We start from the raw sequence: 15,250 nt of genomic DNA, 5'->3' as shown, positions 1-15,250 counted from the left end.
TTACAAATCCCCTTTACTTAGAAACTAGAGAATCACCTGATAATCCATAAAATAAATGCATTTCTAAACTAGAAGCTATTTCCTCTGAGCTTAGAGGCGGGTGGTTTTTCTCCCACTCAAATATTAATGCTAAATATACTTTAAAGATAATAAACGAGGTTAATTCTGTATCCTTTATTTGAATTTCCCCTTTATCTACTGCCTCTTGCACACGTATCTTCATATAATTTAATATGGCATTTTCTAAATGACTAATAACTTCCTTTACTTCTAAAGTGCCGATTTCTCGTTGCTCTTGAAAAAGTTTAACCGTCAACTGATGTTCTTTGCGGTACTCAAGCATATTCATCAATGCACGATGGACATTTTCCATAAACGTAGAGGATGGATCAAATGACTCATCTGCTCTTTCCTTCATTTCTGCTATCAAATCATTTATGATTTCGTAAAAAAGCTCTTCCTTATTCTTAAAAAAAGTATAAATGGTTCCTTTTCCTACGTTTGCGATTTTAGCGACATGATCCATAGTTGTTGCTTTATAGCCGAACATGGAAAATGATTTTGCCGCTGCTTCTAAAATAAGATTCCTACGATCAACAGTCATATATCCCACCTCTTTCTTATAGCGCAATTTTCCATATGTAAGCAGAAAACAAAGCACCAGTCTTTTCCTTCCTATTATTAAGCGAGTAAATATTCTCCATTAACTGGTTCACTCAAAAACATGTCTCCAATGTACTCTAATCTTAAAAATATAAAGGAAAAACTCCCTTATGAAAGACCGCTTCTATTACGAGACTGACTAAAATAACGTTTCGGTCAGTTAGTACAAAGAAGAATATATCACAGTGTTAAGCTGCTTGCAACAAAAGAAACCAAGCGATTTTCGTAATAATCACTTGGTTCCGTTTACAATATAATAATGTCAAGAAAAATTATTTTTTAGCTTATCCTTTAGTAGGTACGGCAATTTCTTTTAATACGACTGTTGCTAATACATCAATAAATTCTGGCTGTGCGTTCGGCATTTTTGGTCGATAATAACTTGCACCAACTTCTTTTGTAACTACCAAGCATTCGTAGTCATTGTCATATAAAACCTCTAAATGTTCTGCAACAAATCCTACTGGAACATAAACAAATGCTTTATATCCATATTTATCGTATAGATCTCTTGTTAAATCCTGAACATCTGGTCCTAGCCAAGGATCTGGTGTATTGCCAGCACTTTGCCAACCTAGATAATAAGTAGAAATTCCTGCCCCTTTTGCAATTAAATTTGCTGTTTCCTTTAATTGCTCTGGATAAGGGTCTCCATATTGAAGAATTTTTTCTGGCAAACTATGTGCTGATACGATTAAAGCTGCATTATCTCTTTCTTCTTGAGACATTTTGCTATATGTCTCTTTTAGTTGATTTACCCAATAGTTGATAAACTTAGGCTCTTTATACCAACTTTCAATACTATGAATAGTTAAATCGCCTAGCTTATCCGCTTCTGCTTTTGCACGATTATTATATGATTTAATACTAAATGTAGAATAATGTGGAGCTAATACAATACTTACTGCTTCTTTTATCCCATCATCATGCATCATCTTTACGGCATCTTCTACAAATGGTTCAATATGCTTTAAGCCCAAATACATTTTAAATTCAATATCCTCTTGAATTTCATTAAGACGGGCCTCCAAGCCTTTTGCTTGTTCCATCGTAATTTTTGCTAATGGAGAAATCCCGCCAATTGCTTCATAGCGACTCGTTAAGTCTTGAAGCATTTCATCTGTCGGCTTTCTGCCATGTCTAATATCCGTATAATATCTTTCAATATCCTCTTCTTTATATGGAGTTCCATATGCCATCACTAGAAGACCCATTTTTTTACGACTCATTTCATTACCTCTCTTCTTTCCTATTATTTTGTATCTTATTTCTTTATATATCCTTTTAAATAATTTTTATTTACCTTCACGCTTGCTTAATAAATCACCAGAATAGTCATGAATAAATCCAGTCAATCTTTTCAACACCGCTGGATCTACATCCGGGAATACGCCATGCCCTAAATTAAAGATAAAGCCAGGGGTTTTAATACCTTGCTGAATAATTGCTTTCGTTCTCTCTTCAATGACACTCCATGGTGCAAGCAGAACTGCCGGATCCAAATTCCCTTGAACTGCTTTTTTTATCCCCATTTTTCTTGCCTCAGATATAGGTAATCTCCAATCTAGGCCAACTACATCGAGGGGAAGGTCGTTCCATTCTAAAGCTAAATGGCTTGCACCAACTCCATGCATAATTAGTGGTACATTTTCATCCTTTAACGCTGAAAAAATTCTTTCCATTACAGGCTTAATAAAAATACGATAGTCTACCACGTTCAATGCGCCAACCCATGAATCAAAAATTTGAATAGCACTAGCTCCAGCTTGAATCTGTGCCTTTACATAGGTAATAACCATATCGCCAAGTTTATCCATAAGAGTAGTCCAGGCTTCCGGTTTTGCATACATAAATGCTTTTGTTTTATGATAATTTTTCGATGGACCCCCTTCAATCATATAACTGGCAAGGGTAAATGGTGCACCAGAAAAACCAATTAAAGGAACATCTAATTGCTCGGTTGTAAGGAGCTTAATCGTATCAAGGACATACTTAATATCTTGTTCAGGATGTAACATACCAAGTTTTGCAACATCATCCATTGATTGAATGGGATTCTCTATCACTGGTCCAATTCCTGATTTTATTTCAACATCAACACCGATTGCTGGAAGTGGTGTCATAATATCTTTATAAAGCACGGCTGCATCGACATCATACTGATCGACTGGTAATTTCGTAACATATGCACATAATTCTGGCTGATGTGTTATTTCGAATAAAGAATATTTTTCTTTAATTGCTCGATATTCAGGTTGGGAACGACCAGCCTGTCGCATATACCATACCGGAACATAATCAGTCGGCTGTCCTTTTGCCGCTTTAATAAATGTATCTTTCACTTGTTTGCTCATCCTCTTAATGTCCACCTTTCAAAGGTATGATTTCCATTGTATCTATATTAGTGGTTATACTCAACTTATTTATAATCATTATTAAATTATAATATTTATAAATATTATGCAAGTAAAAAGTTTTGAAAGCGGGAAATTTTTTTGCACTTTCCCAATTACTTTTCTCAAAAACTTATCATCCCCAATAAAAAGGAATGTCCTCACTCACCAGACACTCCACCTTATTTTATGTAAAATTACTCCCACTCAATCATGCATACATTTTAATAATATATCTTTTTCACTACCTTTGCATAGATAACTCATCGGATTGTCACAATTTAGACATTTTTATCCGATTAGCCATGCAGCACCCCAACAATTAAAAGCATCTTAGAAAAACATCTGCTTCTTCCTATTTGCGATTATTTAAAAATCCGTTAAAGGTTTATTCATGTGCCTCCCTTCTCTATTTCCATAGTAACTTTTCCATTTTTATTGTATGCTAATAGTATCTTGTGACATAGGAGGAAGATCAGTGAACATCTATCTTACTAGCGGAACATATGATTATTTATGGAAAAAATACGAGAATGAATTTTCTAAAGAAACTTTATTGTTAATGCAAGATATAAATAGTGACAGGGCAATACTGCTTCATGAAAGTCAGAATCCTTCTTTTTTCAAGGAACCAAGAAGCTATGACATTTTATTTACCTATGGAATATTAGAAAATAACGGATTTATAACAATGAATTATGTACCTGTAAGTGAAGATAATAAACCTGTTTATGAGCATAATATAATGAAATATTTTTCATCTAATCCACATAGAGAAATGAAAGCCATTCGATTCCTCCGTCCTAAAAAAGGAGATACTTTTATTATCCTTTGTCTATGGGAAAATAAAGCAAGCTATATTAAGTGGATGCAGCATCCAGAAAATGCAAATGCGCCAATCGGAAATAATAGTGAAAAAGGCTGGAATAATTCGCAGCATTCTATCTTTAATGGAAAACCATATTTCATGCAATTAACGATTCCAGAGGAAGATTAATCATACATAATCCCTGTAGCCTGCTGAACAACTAACTACCTTGTCTTAATTATGCCATTTCGATTTGCATAAACAGCTGCTTGTGTTCGGTCGGCTACTCCTAGCTTGGATAATATATTGCTAACATGGGTCTTTACCGTTTTTATCCCGATATATAATTCCTCACTAATCGCTTGATTTGTCATGCCTTCTCCAATACACATTAGTACTTCCGATTCTCTTTCTGTTAGATCATCATGGGGTTTTCTTTCTGTTGCTCGTAATTTTTTGACCATAACATTAGCAACTTTAGGCTCAATTATTGCTTCTCCACTATTGGCTTTATTAATAGCCTGAACAACTTCAAAGGCACTCGCTGTTTTTAGTAAATAGCTAAAGGCACCTGCCTCTATCGCTGGAATTACTTGAGCTTCATCATAGAAGCTTGTTATAATAATGATTTTACAGCTAGGATATTCTGTTAGAATGGCTTTAGTTGCTTCGATTCCATTTCCGTTTTCCATCAGTAAATCCATCAGGACAATATCTGGCTTTTCTTTTATAACAAGCTGAACAGCATTTTGTCCACTATTGGCTTCTCCTACAATTTGCATATTCGACTCTGTCATTAAATAAGAAATAATCCCTTTCCGGACCATCTCATGATCGTCAACAACTACTACTTTAATCATTTTCCCACCCCTTAGTCGGAACTCTAATATCAATATATGTACCTTCTCCGATTTTCGAGCGAACTTCCATTATGCCACCAATTTCTTCACAACGCTCTCTCATCGTTTTTAATCCATAGGAAGCTATCCTTTCTATAGTTGGATCAAATCCTTTTCCATTATCTCCAATATGTAAATGAGCATAATTTCCGCGCTCTTCCAAAATGATTCTTACTTTATCTGCATGGGAATGACGAAGCACATTGGATAAGGCTTCCTGTACGATTCGAAATAAATGTTCTTGTCCAGCCGTAGTTAAACCTTCTATTTCATCAATGCTCGCAGAAAAATGGAGCGTTGTTTTTCCCTTCAATTCTTGAATTAGCTTAATAATTCCATCACACAATGTATCATTACTTAATTCAACGGGCCTTAAATGTAGCAATAATGCTCGCATTTCTCCTTGTGCTTTTCCTGCAATCGACACAATTTCTTTTAACTGTTCTTTTGCCAAAACTGGATTGCTGTCAAAAACTTTATATGCAGCAGAAGACATCATGTTTAATGCAAATAATTGTTGACTGACAACATCATGCAAATCTCTTGCAAGTCTTTGCCTTTCTTCTATAACTGCAGCATTATGAGCAGTTTGGCCAAGTGTTATTTTTTCATTTGCTAATCTTTGCAATGAATGGACTTGTTCTTGTTGATAGTCTGCAAGTTGATTAAGTTCTTCTTTCACACCGTATACATACTCATTCGTGGATAGCTGCATTTTCCCTGGTATTTTCCCTCTCCGTAAAGACGATGTAAACCAAAATACCTCATCTAATTGCTTCTTAATCGTGCTATTCCATTTAAAGGCGAAGTAAAAACCAATTATAGAAGTTAGGAAAAACCAAATAACTGCTAAAATGAAACTTTCTATAGCTGTCATAACAAAAGCAGAAAACAAATATAAATAAATTTGTATACTTATAAATAACAATAAAGCACTAATCATACTTGTTAAAGCTACATTTCGGTAATATCCATAACGGCTACTTGTCTGCTTCATGTTTCCTCCTATACCTTTTGCACAGCTATATCGCCTATATTTATTAAAATATTCAATTTAATTTTTTTTATTGCCTCTTCATAATCGGGTGTTACATACTCTAAGCTATTTCCAAGCCCATCTCTAATTGATTGAAGTATGCGTACTTCTCCAATTTTCGCTTCTGCAGTAACATTCATCGCTAAATCATCTGGAACAATAATTTTTATGTCACCAATTCTAGCATGTATAAACAATTCAGTTTCTCCTTCTGGAATAAAGGCTTTGCTAAAATCGATATAGACATCTCCTATCCCATGAGATATATGCATTGGTTCAACAGACCAGTTGTCTGTGTTATATTTCACGTCGCCAATTCGAAATGATTTCTTTGTGTAGCGGTTTCCTCCATTATCATATTCAAAAGAAAATTTCTTTGGGCTAATAAGCCTTAATGCCAAAAGAATAATTACTAATGGCCATAATCTCCAAAAATCCACGAAACCAAATTCCAATACTTGGAATCGATCCAATATTAATAAAATTGAAAACACAAGAATAAATAAAGTGAAAAACAAATTATTTTTCCTCTTTAATGAAATATGATAAAGAGATAGACTTCCATATATAAACAACAAAAACGGATATATTATGACAAATATTTTTTTTATTTCCAAGGAAATGACACCTATACTAATGAGTAATAGGATAACGCCTAGAACCAGTAAAGTAATGGAAAACAATGTTTTGGGGATAGATTTTTTCAAAGACTTCCCTTCTTTCTTTAAACATTTATACTTTGGGTGATATTTCTTCTTTCTATATGGATAAAATTCCAAAAAGGACAACAAGAATATAAACTTATTGTACTATCATTTCGACTATTTTTGTTCCTTCTATCGAAGTTTTTTTCTCCGTCCTTAGAAGTAGTCTCCATTTTTTCATGTAATAATTTCTCCTTACATCAGATATAGGGAGGTTCCATAAAACGAAGCAGAATCTCCCCTGATCGATAATAATAGAAATCTTCTACTCATTGTCCTCCTCCTTTCTCTTTATTTGCTATCTCGAGCAATAGATATTACTTCCGTTAAGAGGGATACCCATTTTTCTTAAAAGGACTTATCACCTTTTACATGCAGCCACATAGTCTGTATTAACCGAATTGTGATAAATGCCTATTGCATTATCGACCTTAAATCGGGAAAGGAGCTGCATTAAATGGGGATTGAATTAACAGTACTTCATTGGATATATGTATTATTTATTGTCTTTATTATCGGATTTATGGTTATGAGAAGAGATACTACATTTATTTGTATTGTCGGAATCTTTCTTTTAGCCATTACAGCAACTGGGTCATTAAGCACGTCGATTAGCAGTATTTTTAATAGTTTTATCTTTGCGATCACAGAATTGTTACCTACTATTGTGGTCATTTCCATTATCGTTGCAATGAGCAAAATTTTGACAAAAACAGGGATTAATGATGTGATGATTTCTCCCTTTTCGAAATTAATTCGTTCACCAAGTCTTGCATATTGGACGATTGGTATCGTAATGATGTTGATTTCTTTCTTTTTCTGGCCTTCTCCTGCAGTAGCATTAATTGGTGCTGTTTTATTACCAGTCGCGCTGCGTGTTGGTTTGCCAGGAATTGCTGTTGCCATGGCTATGAACTTGTTTGGTCATGGAATCGCTCTATCAGGAGACTATATTATTCAAGCAGCTCCAAAGCTAACTGCAGATGCTGCTGGTATCCCTGTGCAAGATGTCATGCATGCAAGTATTCCCCTAGTTATTGTTATGGGACTTGTGACCACTATTTCTGCTTTCTATTTTATTAAACGTGATATGAAAAGAGGAACATTAACTTATTCGACCGGCATCAAATCTTCCAGTACATCAGAACTACTTCCTTCAGTTAATCAATTACTGCTTAGCAGAACCCAAAAGAAATTATTTGCCATTCTTATTCCGATTCTTTTTATTCTTGACGTAGTTGCCATGTTTCTTCTAGATTTACAAGGTGGAGATGCTACTGCACTAGTTGGAGGAACATCCATTATTATTCTTCTTTTAATTACACTAGTAAGCTATAAAAACAAGGGGTTAGAAAAAACAACCAGTTATTTAATCGAAGGTTTTCAATTTGGCTTTAAAGTTTTTGGTCCAGTTATTCCCATTGCCGCATTCTTTTATTTAGGTGACTCAGGCTTTAATACGATTATCGGAGACTTTCTTCCAAAAGAGTCACACGGAATTGTAAATGATCTCGGAGTTGCTATAGCTTCCACTGTTCCATTAACGAAAGAAATTGGAGCAGTCACATTAACTGCTGTTGGTGTTATTACAGGCTTAGACGGTTCTGGCTTCTCCGGAATTTCTTTAGCAGGATCCATTGCTGGTTTGTTTGCCCATGCAATTGGCAGTGGTATAAGCACCTTAACTGCTTTAGGGCAAATTGCTGCAATATGGGTTGGTGGCGGAACTCTAGTGCCTTGGGCGTTAATTCCTGCTGCTGCAATATGTAATGTCGATCCATTTGAATTAGCTAGACGAAATCTTCTTCCAGTTTGTATCGGATTAGCGGTTACCACCATTTTTGCAATGTTTCTTATCTAAATAGACAGCCGGACCACACTAATAAACAATCAAGGTATTAAGCTCCATATTTTCAAAATAAAAAAAAGGCTGGGACAAAACTAAATAACTAATCTTTAAAGAGCTACAATTTCTAATTTAGTTTTTAAATATAGTTAAGCGTAAAAACTAAGTCGTTCCATTGCGCTACAGATGCTCCATTTCACTTCATTATTAAACCTTTTTCCAAATTAATAAACACGAATTTTTATGTAAATTAACCACATAAAAATTCGTGTTTATTATTAGTTGCACCGCTTATGTCCCAGCCTCATTCTTACGTCTATTCAGTCTATCTTTAAAAGTTTCGTACAAACCTACCCATATAAATAACCAGATTCCTCCTAATAAGTAGCCACCAATAACATCTGTTGGATAGTGTGCCCCTAAAGCAATTCTGCTTATCCCAATTAGTAGAATTAATACAAAGGCAGCACCTGCTAATATTAGTTTCCCTGCATTTGCTTTTATTTCCTTTGCGATAAGATGGGCAATAAACAAGTAGAGAAGCAATCCTACCATTGCATGCCCACTAGGGAAACTAAAACTGTCTGCCTCTATAGCATCCGCTGTTATCGGTCTAGGTCTTGCTACTAGATCCTTTATCCATTTATTTAATTCATTACCTATTCCCACACATAGAACAAATGTGACAATCCCAGCATAATCTTTCTTTTTCCACCAAAGAAAAAGGATGAAAAGCAAGGCAATGATTCCAATCCCAATCTTATCTCCTAAATTAGATACCCCTTCCCAAAAAGGATTTAAGCTAGTTGAAAAAAGGATATGTATAAAATCAGTTATCGCTGTATCAGTGGCCAATTTCTCCTGACCAGATACGCCAATAATAAGAAGGATAAAAAATAAGAACGAAAGGATTAACAGACCCCAAGCCATTTTTGATTTTCTAATATCCATGTTTTGCCCTCCATACGATATTCCATTTAAACCTTATTTTAACAACATTCCCTTCATTAGGATAGGGGAAAATTAAGAACTAATCCTTTTCCATCTACCTTTCTCCTATCCTCCTACTTTTTCCATGCTATAATAAAAATATTCAAAATAGTAAAACGAGGTGAAAGAGATGCTAGAAGAAATATGGGAACAATTAGAGAACTATTATGACGAAATGGTCGAAATACGAAGATACCTTCATCAGCATCCAGAATTATCATTTAAAGAGTATAAAACAGCTCAGTATATCATCTCTTTCTATGAAAAATTAGGAATTCAGGTTACTGGCAACATCGGCGGAAATGGAGTAGTAGCAAAAATAACTGGAGGAAAACCAGGCAAGACAGTTGCTTTACGCGCTGATTTTGATGCCCTTCCGATACAGGATGAGAAAGAAGTTGCTTATAAATCAAAGGTTCCAGGTGTTATGCACGCCTGTGGTCATGATGGACACACGGCGACATTATTAATCCTTGCTAAAGTAATACATGAATTTAAAGAAAAATTGTCAGGAAATTTCGTTTTCATTCACCAACACGCAGAGGAATCAAACCCCGGTGGAGCAAAAGCGATGATTGAAGCTGGCTGTCTCGAAAATGTGGATGCTATATTCGGTACTCATTTATGGGCGACGCTTCCTACAGGTACTGTTTCCTATAAAGCTGGTCCAATGATGGCTGCTGCCGATGAATTTAAAGTCAAGATTCAAGGACAAGGTGGACATGGAGCACAGCCCCATAAGACAAAAGATTCTCTTGTTACAGCTTCCCAACTCGTCATTAATCTGCAACAAATTGTCAGCAGAAAAGTTAACCCAATCCACAATGCTGTTTTAACAGTAGGCTACTTTGAATCTGGAAATGCTTTTAATGTAATTGCTGATACTGCTACAATAGGAGGAACAGTTCGAACATTTAATTTAGAAACGCAAGCACTTATTAAAGAAGAGCTGGAAAGAGTGATAAAAGGAACCTGCTATACAGCGAATAGCACGTATGAATTTGAATATGATGATGGATATCCAGCTGTTGTCAATCACTCAGAAGAAACTTCTTTTTTAGCTAGTTGTGCCGAAAACATCCCAGGAGTGTTTGTGCAAGAAGGAGAACCAGAATTAACAGGTGAGGATTTTTCCTATTACCTTCAGCATAGAAAAGGAGCTTTTTTCTTTACAGGTGCAATGCCTGATACAAACGGCCTTACTTATCCACACCATCATCCAAGATTCGATATTAACGAAAAAGCAATGCTTATTGCAGCAAAAACACTTGGGTCTGTTGCAATTAATTACAATCTTACCTTTTCTGAAGAAGAAACGAATACAATTAAAATATCGTAAATTCCAGAATCAAAAGAGGCTGGGACATAAGTATTTCAACCAACAGTAAATACGAACTATAATGTAATTATATTGTATAAAAGTTCGTGTTTGTTTTTTAGAAAAAGGTTTAAAACCGAAGTGAAATGGAGCGGAGGACGGTCGACTCCTGCGGGAAATAGAGGGAAGGCTGAGACCCCGCAGCGCAGCGAGGAGGCTCAGCTTCCTCCCCGGCGCATCGTGCGTCTGTAGCGCAATGGAACGTCTTGGTTTTTACACTTACCTATATTTAAAAACAGAGATTAAGTAGCTTTATTTTAGAGCTAAATTAAATATTGTTCGTCTTTAATGATTAGTTATTTTGTTTTGTCCCACCCTCTTTATTTTAATTGTTTCTGTTCTTGAAAATAACGCCAGCGATATACATTTTTAGCAGCCTCACCTAATTGATCTAATAAATTATAGTTTGCGTAGGCACCAACTGCGGCACCAATCCCTGGGACAAGCTGAAGCATTTTCACAAAATCAATAAAATCCCGATATTCCTGTTGTAGCTCCTGCCAGTTAAGACCCGCAACTTTTTGCTTTTCTTGTTCCCAATTCTCGATTACCTCTAAAACTTCTCTTCGTTTGCCTTCACTTGAAAAAGCTAACTGAAAGATATAAAGCAAATAGATTCTTTCTTCTAATTTGTCCGTATCATATCCATAGATAGTTGCTGTTTCCATCAAAAAGTTCATTTTAATAGAAAGTAATAGTGGAAAATCAGCCAATCCAAGCAGAATCCCACCGGCACCAGTTCCAGCGCCTTCTACAACAGCGATCTTTTTATATTGGCCAATCTTTTTCGTTAACTCCTCATCTTTTCCTTGTAAAGTGTGAAATCGTGGCAGATTCTTTTTCTTTAATATATTGCTACCAGCAAGCGTCGCTTGGATCATCTGTTTGATCGCTTCGGTAATTGTTTGCTGAATTTTATCGGGGATATAGGCATTTATTTTATTCTGTGCCTTCTTGGATACTCTATTTAAAATAGAAGAACGTTTTTGAAGTTTACGTTTCCACTCCTCCACTTCTATGAATGCTCTCTGTTCATATTCATTCATCTGCATTCCTCCTTTTGCTTATTATTACGTTGACTATAAACAAATAGTTCCCTTTTTTTCTACTAATCAATAAGGAGCTTTAATCCTTGGCAAATGAAGGTTTAAAGCTCCTTATCTTTTAGGAATGTTTCACTTTTTTATTTATATACATTAAAACAAAAAAAGCAATAAAGGCTCCATTAACTATTAAAGAAATCACTGCATATAAAAAGTCCCCTTTAAGTGCAATAATAAGCGTTAAAACAAATCCTTGCCATCCTAAAATAGTAGCCATTATTTGCTTAAAAGCTTTTTCTCTATAAAAGGATTCGACTGGATAAATAGTAATCCATAGCTTGTTATCATAAGCATTCCAAAGCGGCAATAACTGCAAACCAGTTAAGAAAACAAATAATACACTAATGAAAACTTGACCTGGTCCAAAAGATAAGAAAAAGATGAAAATTCCACTTATCACAGTTAACCTTAGTGTTAGTCCAAAATAGTCACCTGCACGTATATAGGTTCTCCAATATAAATGGGCAAACACTTTATCTTTCGCATAAGGAATTCGACTAAACAACAAATCAAGTAAACGTCTTCTTTTAATACGATTTCTTAGTTTAGGTACCTCTGTAAACATATTCGCAAAACGATAAAAAGAGGCTAATCTTTTTTCATCCTGTTCGATTAAATATTCCCAATTTAGCCCTTTCTTGCTTGTCTCCTTCTGGAAATAAACAAGCAAAAATGCCATGATAAGGAGTAAAACAAGAATAAAGTAGGGAGAAGCATCTGCAAATAATAAATAAAGTATAGCTAAATTCACAAAGAAACGCACAACAGTATCTGTGTAATGGTAGTGAACATTTACATAATATTGAACATGCCAGCGAATAAGCAAATTAGCCCCTTTCGTGATCAATAGCACAATTAGTAAATACCAAAAGCGGCTAAAGTCCCCCCCATGTACTTGTGCATACAACGGCATTAGTGCTGCCAAAAGGATCAACAGTAAATATCCTTGGATAACAAAGCTAACCACCATTGACTTCAGAAAATATTTCTTCATTTTCATCTCAACAGCAATCAAAAAGATCCGATCGGCATCCTTTAAAAAGGTATAGGTAGGACTATTTGTCAGAAAAAAAGTAAGGATAATGCTCATAATAAGCGCCACAGGAAAATCATCGGGAATCGTTTTCAGCCAGGCTTGATAGTAAAAGGCTGCAGTTCCTAACAAAAACACTAACACTATCACAAGATGTCCATTGAAAATATACTTTAAATATTGACCATATTCTTTTGCTGTTTGTCCAGCTCTATCTTTCCATAATTGCTTTTCATTAAATTCAAACATGTTCTTCTTCCTTTGTTAGAAGAATATATAGATCATCCAGTGTAGCACCAGGCATATTAAAGGCCGCCCTTAATTCCTCCATCGTTCCCTGACACTTAATTTTTCCTTCGTGAATAATGATAATCCGGTCACAATATCTTTCTGCAGTAGCAAGAATATGAGTAGACATTAAAATCCCTGCACCCTTTTCCTTCATTCTCTTAAGTTGATCGAGCAAAGACTGAATACCAAGTGGATCCAATCCAACGAATGGTTCATCCACAATATAAAGAGATGGTTCCACTAGAAAAGCACACATAATCATTACCTTTTGCTTCATTCCTTTAGAAAAATGAGCAGGAAACCATTTTAATCTTTTTTCCATTCGAAACTCTTTTAATAATGCTTCCATTCGCTTTTGATAGTCAGATTGAGATAATCCATATGCCATCGCCGTTATTTTCAAATGCTCTTCCAATGTTAATTCATCATATAATATAGGTGTTTCTGGCACAAAGGTAAACTCTTTTCGATAGGCCTCTTTGTCCCCTTCAAACGTCTTTCCATTAATGAATATTTCTCCTTTATGGGGTTCCATTAAGCCAATAATATGACGAATAGTAGTACTTTTCCCTGCACCATTTAACCCAATTAAACCGACCATCTCATTCTTATTGATGGAAAAAGAAATATCTTTTAGAACAGGATTCTTTGTATATCCCCCAGTAACATTCTTTATTTCTAACAACGCCATATTTTGTACCTCCAATATGTATTATCTATAGTTTAACAACATTCTCCGTTAATTAAAAATGATTGTGCAGAAAAACTTTTAATTCTTTTGTATATAAATTCTTAATCAGGACATTCTATTTATTGAAGGGGAGCACCAATGAAATATTGCAGTATATACTTCAATATTAAATGAGGTGTTTGCAAAAGATTCTATAGAGATCTTTTAAAAGAAACTTCCATTCGTTTTTAAAAGGGGATGTTTGCCTTGCATAAGCAAGATATAAACATAAGATCAGTAACACCAAGTTGCTTTCTATCAAAAGCAGCCTTATAAATCATTTCCACTTTGAAATGAGGTGTTTGTCGCAGACTGTCATCCAATCTTTATACGTTGATAAACTTATAAAGACATTTAAGGGGATGGTTCGTTTGAACAATGATCGATTTTTCTCATAAAAGTAAAACAATTCATTTTTAAATGAGGTGTTTATCAAAGAGAAGAACCCTGAACGATAAAAATAGAAGTTCTCTCCTTCAAAAAGAGGGTGTCCTTACAAGGTATTCTTATCATGTATTTCCATGTTAAAGGAGTTAACTTAAACTTCTCACTTGGAACATTTATGATAAGAGGCTCCTTACAAGGCACCCTCTTTCCTTTTGGTGTTCATTAAAATAGCTCCTGTGTTAAAATATTGGTAATACATAATGAAGGAAGGTTTTTTTTATGAGTGACTGCATTTTTTGCAAAATAATCGCTGGCGAAATTCCATCTAAAAAAGTTTTTGAAAATGAACATGTTATGGCTTTCTTAGATATAAGCCAGGTAACAAAGGGACATACATTGGTGATACCTAAAAAACATGTGAAAGATATTTACGAATTAACCCCTGAAATAGCAAGCAATCTGTTTGAAGTGGTACCAAGTATTGCATCTGCAATTAAAGAGGCTTATGAACCAATTGGTTTAAATCTCTTAAATAATAATGGCGAAAAAGCGGGACAGTCTGTTTTCCATTATCATATGCATCTCATACCAAGATACGGAAAAGGGGATGGATTCGGCGCAGTATGGAAAACAAATTTCGACGGATATTCAAATGAAGAATTAACAGAAATTGCCGATAAAATTAAAGAAAAAGTGAAGTAAAGAGACAAAAGTAACAGCGAGTAAAGATTTTTCTTAAAAAATTCATTTTTTCCAAAAGCTATATAATAATAATTTCCATTTCATCTCATTCGTTCTTTCTCCCCTATCGTATCAACTATAAACATTTTCGAAGCTGGGGAAAATATTTTTTTAATAGCACAAAACCCCAAAACACCATTTTGAAAAATTCTCATTTTTTCAAAAAAGGTGTTTTTTAATCTGTACAAATCAGCGGAATTTGTTAGTATAAGGGTAATCTTTTTGTCTTTACCACATTACTAGTTGAA

The 15,250-nt window shown here is 34.9% G+C and carries 14 protein-coding genes; 4 read left to right on the top strand and 10 right to left on the bottom strand.

Translation table 11 applies throughout. The annotated features are described in order from the left end of the window. Nucleotides 1-13: 13 nt before the first annotated feature. The 3 genes from ACTNDN_RS10865 to hemE form a co-directional block, all read right to left on the bottom strand. Nucleotides 14-604: a TetR/AcrR family transcriptional regulator gene (locus ACTNDN_RS10865; RefSeq protein ID WP_031536650.1), complete on the bottom strand. Its 591-nt coding sequence runs from the start codon at nucleotides 602-604 to the stop codon at nucleotides 14-16. A gap of 343 nt (nucleotides 605-947) precedes the next feature. Beyond that, nucleotides 948-1,892 (bottom strand): ferrochelatase, encoded by a 945-nt coding sequence (gene hemH / locus ACTNDN_RS10860; protein ID WP_031536651.1) that lies wholly within the window; start codon nucleotides 1,890-1,892, stop codon nucleotides 948-950. Between the two features lie 66 nt (nucleotides 1,893-1,958). Next, entirely contained in the window at nucleotides 1,959-3,017 is a 1,059-nt protein-coding gene (hemE, locus tag ACTNDN_RS10855; RefSeq protein WP_031536652.1) for a uroporphyrinogen decarboxylase, read from the bottom strand. Nucleotides 3,018-3,534: 517 nt separating this feature from the next. Between hemE and ACTNDN_RS10850 the strand changes: the two genes are divergently transcribed. After that, complete coding sequence (locus tag ACTNDN_RS10850) at nucleotides 3,535-4,053, top strand: antibiotic biosynthesis monooxygenase family protein (RefSeq protein WP_048717151.1); 519 nt, start codon at nucleotides 3,535-3,537, stop codon at nucleotides 4,051-4,053. Between the two features lie 35 nt (nucleotides 4,054-4,088). Here ACTNDN_RS10850 and ACTNDN_RS10845 read toward each other — a convergent pair whose 3' ends face one another. From ACTNDN_RS10845 to liaF, 3 genes are read right to left on the bottom strand one after another with little or no spacing between them, the layout of a single operon-like run. Beyond that, entirely contained in the window at nucleotides 4,089-4,724 is a 636-nt protein-coding gene (locus ACTNDN_RS10845) for a response regulator (RefSeq protein ID WP_441131239.1), read from the bottom strand. Beyond that, entirely contained in the window at nucleotides 4,717-5,760 is a 1,044-nt protein-coding gene (locus tag ACTNDN_RS10840) for a sensor histidine kinase (protein ID WP_349204127.1), read from the bottom strand. The genes ACTNDN_RS10845 and ACTNDN_RS10840 overlap by 8 nt, the downstream gene beginning before the upstream one ends. Nucleotides 5,761-5,768: 8 nt before the next feature. Further along, nucleotides 5,769-6,506 (bottom strand): cell wall-active antibiotics response protein LiaF, encoded by a 738-nt coding sequence (gene liaF / locus ACTNDN_RS10835; protein WP_031536656.1) that lies wholly within the window; start codon nucleotides 6,504-6,506, stop codon nucleotides 5,769-5,771. Nucleotides 6,507-6,960: 454 nt separating this feature from the next. Here liaF and ACTNDN_RS10830 point away from each other — a divergent pair, with 454 nt between their 5' ends. Next, complete coding sequence (locus ACTNDN_RS10830) at nucleotides 6,961-8,364, top strand: hypothetical protein (protein WP_441131238.1); 1,404 nt, start codon at nucleotides 6,961-6,963, stop codon at nucleotides 8,362-8,364. A 276-nt stretch (nucleotides 8,365-8,640) separates the two neighbouring features. Here the strand turns inward: ACTNDN_RS10830 and ACTNDN_RS10825 are convergent, their stop codons facing one another. Beyond that, entirely contained in the window at nucleotides 8,641-9,300 is a 660-nt protein-coding gene (locus tag ACTNDN_RS10825; protein WP_349204129.1) for a phosphatase PAP2 family protein, read from the bottom strand. A gap of 169 nt (nucleotides 9,301-9,469) precedes the next feature. Here ACTNDN_RS10825 and ACTNDN_RS10820 point away from each other — a divergent pair, with 169 nt between their 5' ends. Further along, nucleotides 9,470-10,678 carry a M20 family metallopeptidase gene (locus ACTNDN_RS10820; RefSeq protein WP_441131237.1) on the top strand — a complete coding sequence of 403 codons (1,209 nt, stop codon included), beginning with the start codon at nucleotides 9,470-9,472 and terminating at the stop codon, nucleotides 10,676-10,678. 359 nt (nucleotides 10,679-11,037) lie between these two features. Here the strand turns inward: ACTNDN_RS10820 and ACTNDN_RS10815 are convergent, their stop codons facing one another. The 3 genes from ACTNDN_RS10815 to ACTNDN_RS10805 all read right to left on the bottom strand — a co-directional run bounded on the left by ACTNDN_RS10815 (nucleotide 11,038) and on the right by ACTNDN_RS10805 (nucleotide 13,835). Continuing rightward, nucleotides 11,038-11,763 carry an EcsC family protein gene (locus tag ACTNDN_RS10815; RefSeq protein ID WP_031536661.1) on the bottom strand — a complete coding sequence of 242 codons (726 nt, stop codon included), beginning with the start codon at nucleotides 11,761-11,763 and terminating at the stop codon, nucleotides 11,038-11,040. A gap of 118 nt (nucleotides 11,764-11,881) precedes the next feature. Beyond that, nucleotides 11,882-13,102: an ABC transporter permease gene (locus tag ACTNDN_RS10810; RefSeq protein WP_284561463.1), complete on the bottom strand. Its 1,221-nt coding sequence runs from the start codon at nucleotides 13,100-13,102 to the stop codon at nucleotides 11,882-11,884. Then, nucleotides 13,095-13,835 (bottom strand): ABC transporter ATP-binding protein, encoded by a 741-nt coding sequence (locus ACTNDN_RS10805; protein ID WP_031536663.1) that lies wholly within the window; start codon nucleotides 13,833-13,835, stop codon nucleotides 13,095-13,097. Before ACTNDN_RS10805 ends, ACTNDN_RS10810 begins: the two co-directional genes overlap by 8 nt. Nucleotides 13,836-14,540: 705 nt before the next feature. Here ACTNDN_RS10805 and ACTNDN_RS10800 point away from each other — a divergent pair. Beyond that, the gene (locus ACTNDN_RS10800; RefSeq protein ID WP_349204132.1) at nucleotides 14,541-14,963 is read left to right on the top strand and encodes an HIT family protein; all 423 of its coding nucleotides are present in this window, start codon (nucleotides 14,541-14,543) and stop codon (nucleotides 14,961-14,963) included. The last annotated feature ends 287 nt before the right edge of the window (nucleotides 14,964-15,250 follow it).

It is taken from the genome of Niallia sp. HCP3S3_B10 (assembly GCF_052064465.1).
GTDB classification, from domain to species: Bacteria; Bacillota; Bacilli; order Bacillales; family Cytobacillaceae; genus Niallia; species Niallia hominis.
The sequence above is the reverse complement of the archived record's forward strand: the minus strand, read 5'-3'. Positions and strand labels throughout refer to the sequence as shown.

What these genes read in the sequence shown, in the direction of transcription:
- ACTNDN_RS10865 (WP_031536650.1), bottom strand. Translation starts at nt 604, where the DNA reads ATGACTGTTGATCGTAGGAATCTTATTTTAGAAGCAGCGGCAAAATCA.
- hemH (WP_031536651.1), bottom strand. Translation starts at nt 1,892, where the DNA reads ATGAGTCGTAAAAAAATGGGTCTTCTAGTGATGGCATATGGAACTCCA.
- hemE (WP_031536652.1), bottom strand. Translation starts at nt 3,017, where the DNA reads ATGAGCAAACAAGTGAAAGATACATTTATTAAAGCGGCAAAAGGACAG.
- ACTNDN_RS10845 (WP_441131239.1), bottom strand. Translation starts at nt 4,724, where the DNA reads ATGATTAAAGTAGTAGTTGTTGACGATCATGAGATGGTCCGGAAAGGG.
- ACTNDN_RS10840 (WP_349204127.1), bottom strand. Translation starts at nt 5,760, where the DNA reads ATGAAGCAGACAAGTAGCCGTTATGGATATTACCGAAATGTAGCTTTA.
- ACTNDN_RS10830 (WP_441131238.1), top strand. Translation starts at nt 6,961, where the DNA reads ATGGGGATTGAATTAACAGTACTTCATTGGATATATGTATTATTTATT.
- ACTNDN_RS10825 (WP_349204129.1), bottom strand. Translation starts at nt 9,300, where the DNA reads ATGGATATTAGAAAATCAAAAATGGCTTGGGGTCTGTTAATCCTTTCG.
- ACTNDN_RS10820 (WP_441131237.1), top strand. Translation starts at nt 9,470, where the DNA reads ATGCTAGAAGAAATATGGGAACAATTAGAGAACTATTATGACGAAATG.
- ACTNDN_RS10815 (WP_031536661.1), bottom strand. Translation starts at nt 11,763, where the DNA reads ATGAATGAATATGAACAGAGAGCATTCATAGAAGTGGAGGAGTGGAAA.
- ACTNDN_RS10810 (WP_284561463.1), bottom strand. Translation starts at nt 13,102, where the DNA reads ATGTTTGAATTTAATGAAAAGCAATTATGGAAAGATAGAGCTGGACAA.
- ACTNDN_RS10805 (WP_031536663.1), bottom strand. Translation starts at nt 13,835, where the DNA reads ATGGCGTTGTTAGAAATAAAGAATGTTACTGGGGGATATACAAAGAAT.
- ACTNDN_RS10800 (WP_349204132.1), top strand. Translation starts at nt 14,541, where the DNA reads ATGAGTGACTGCATTTTTTGCAAAATAATCGCTGGCGAAATTCCATCT.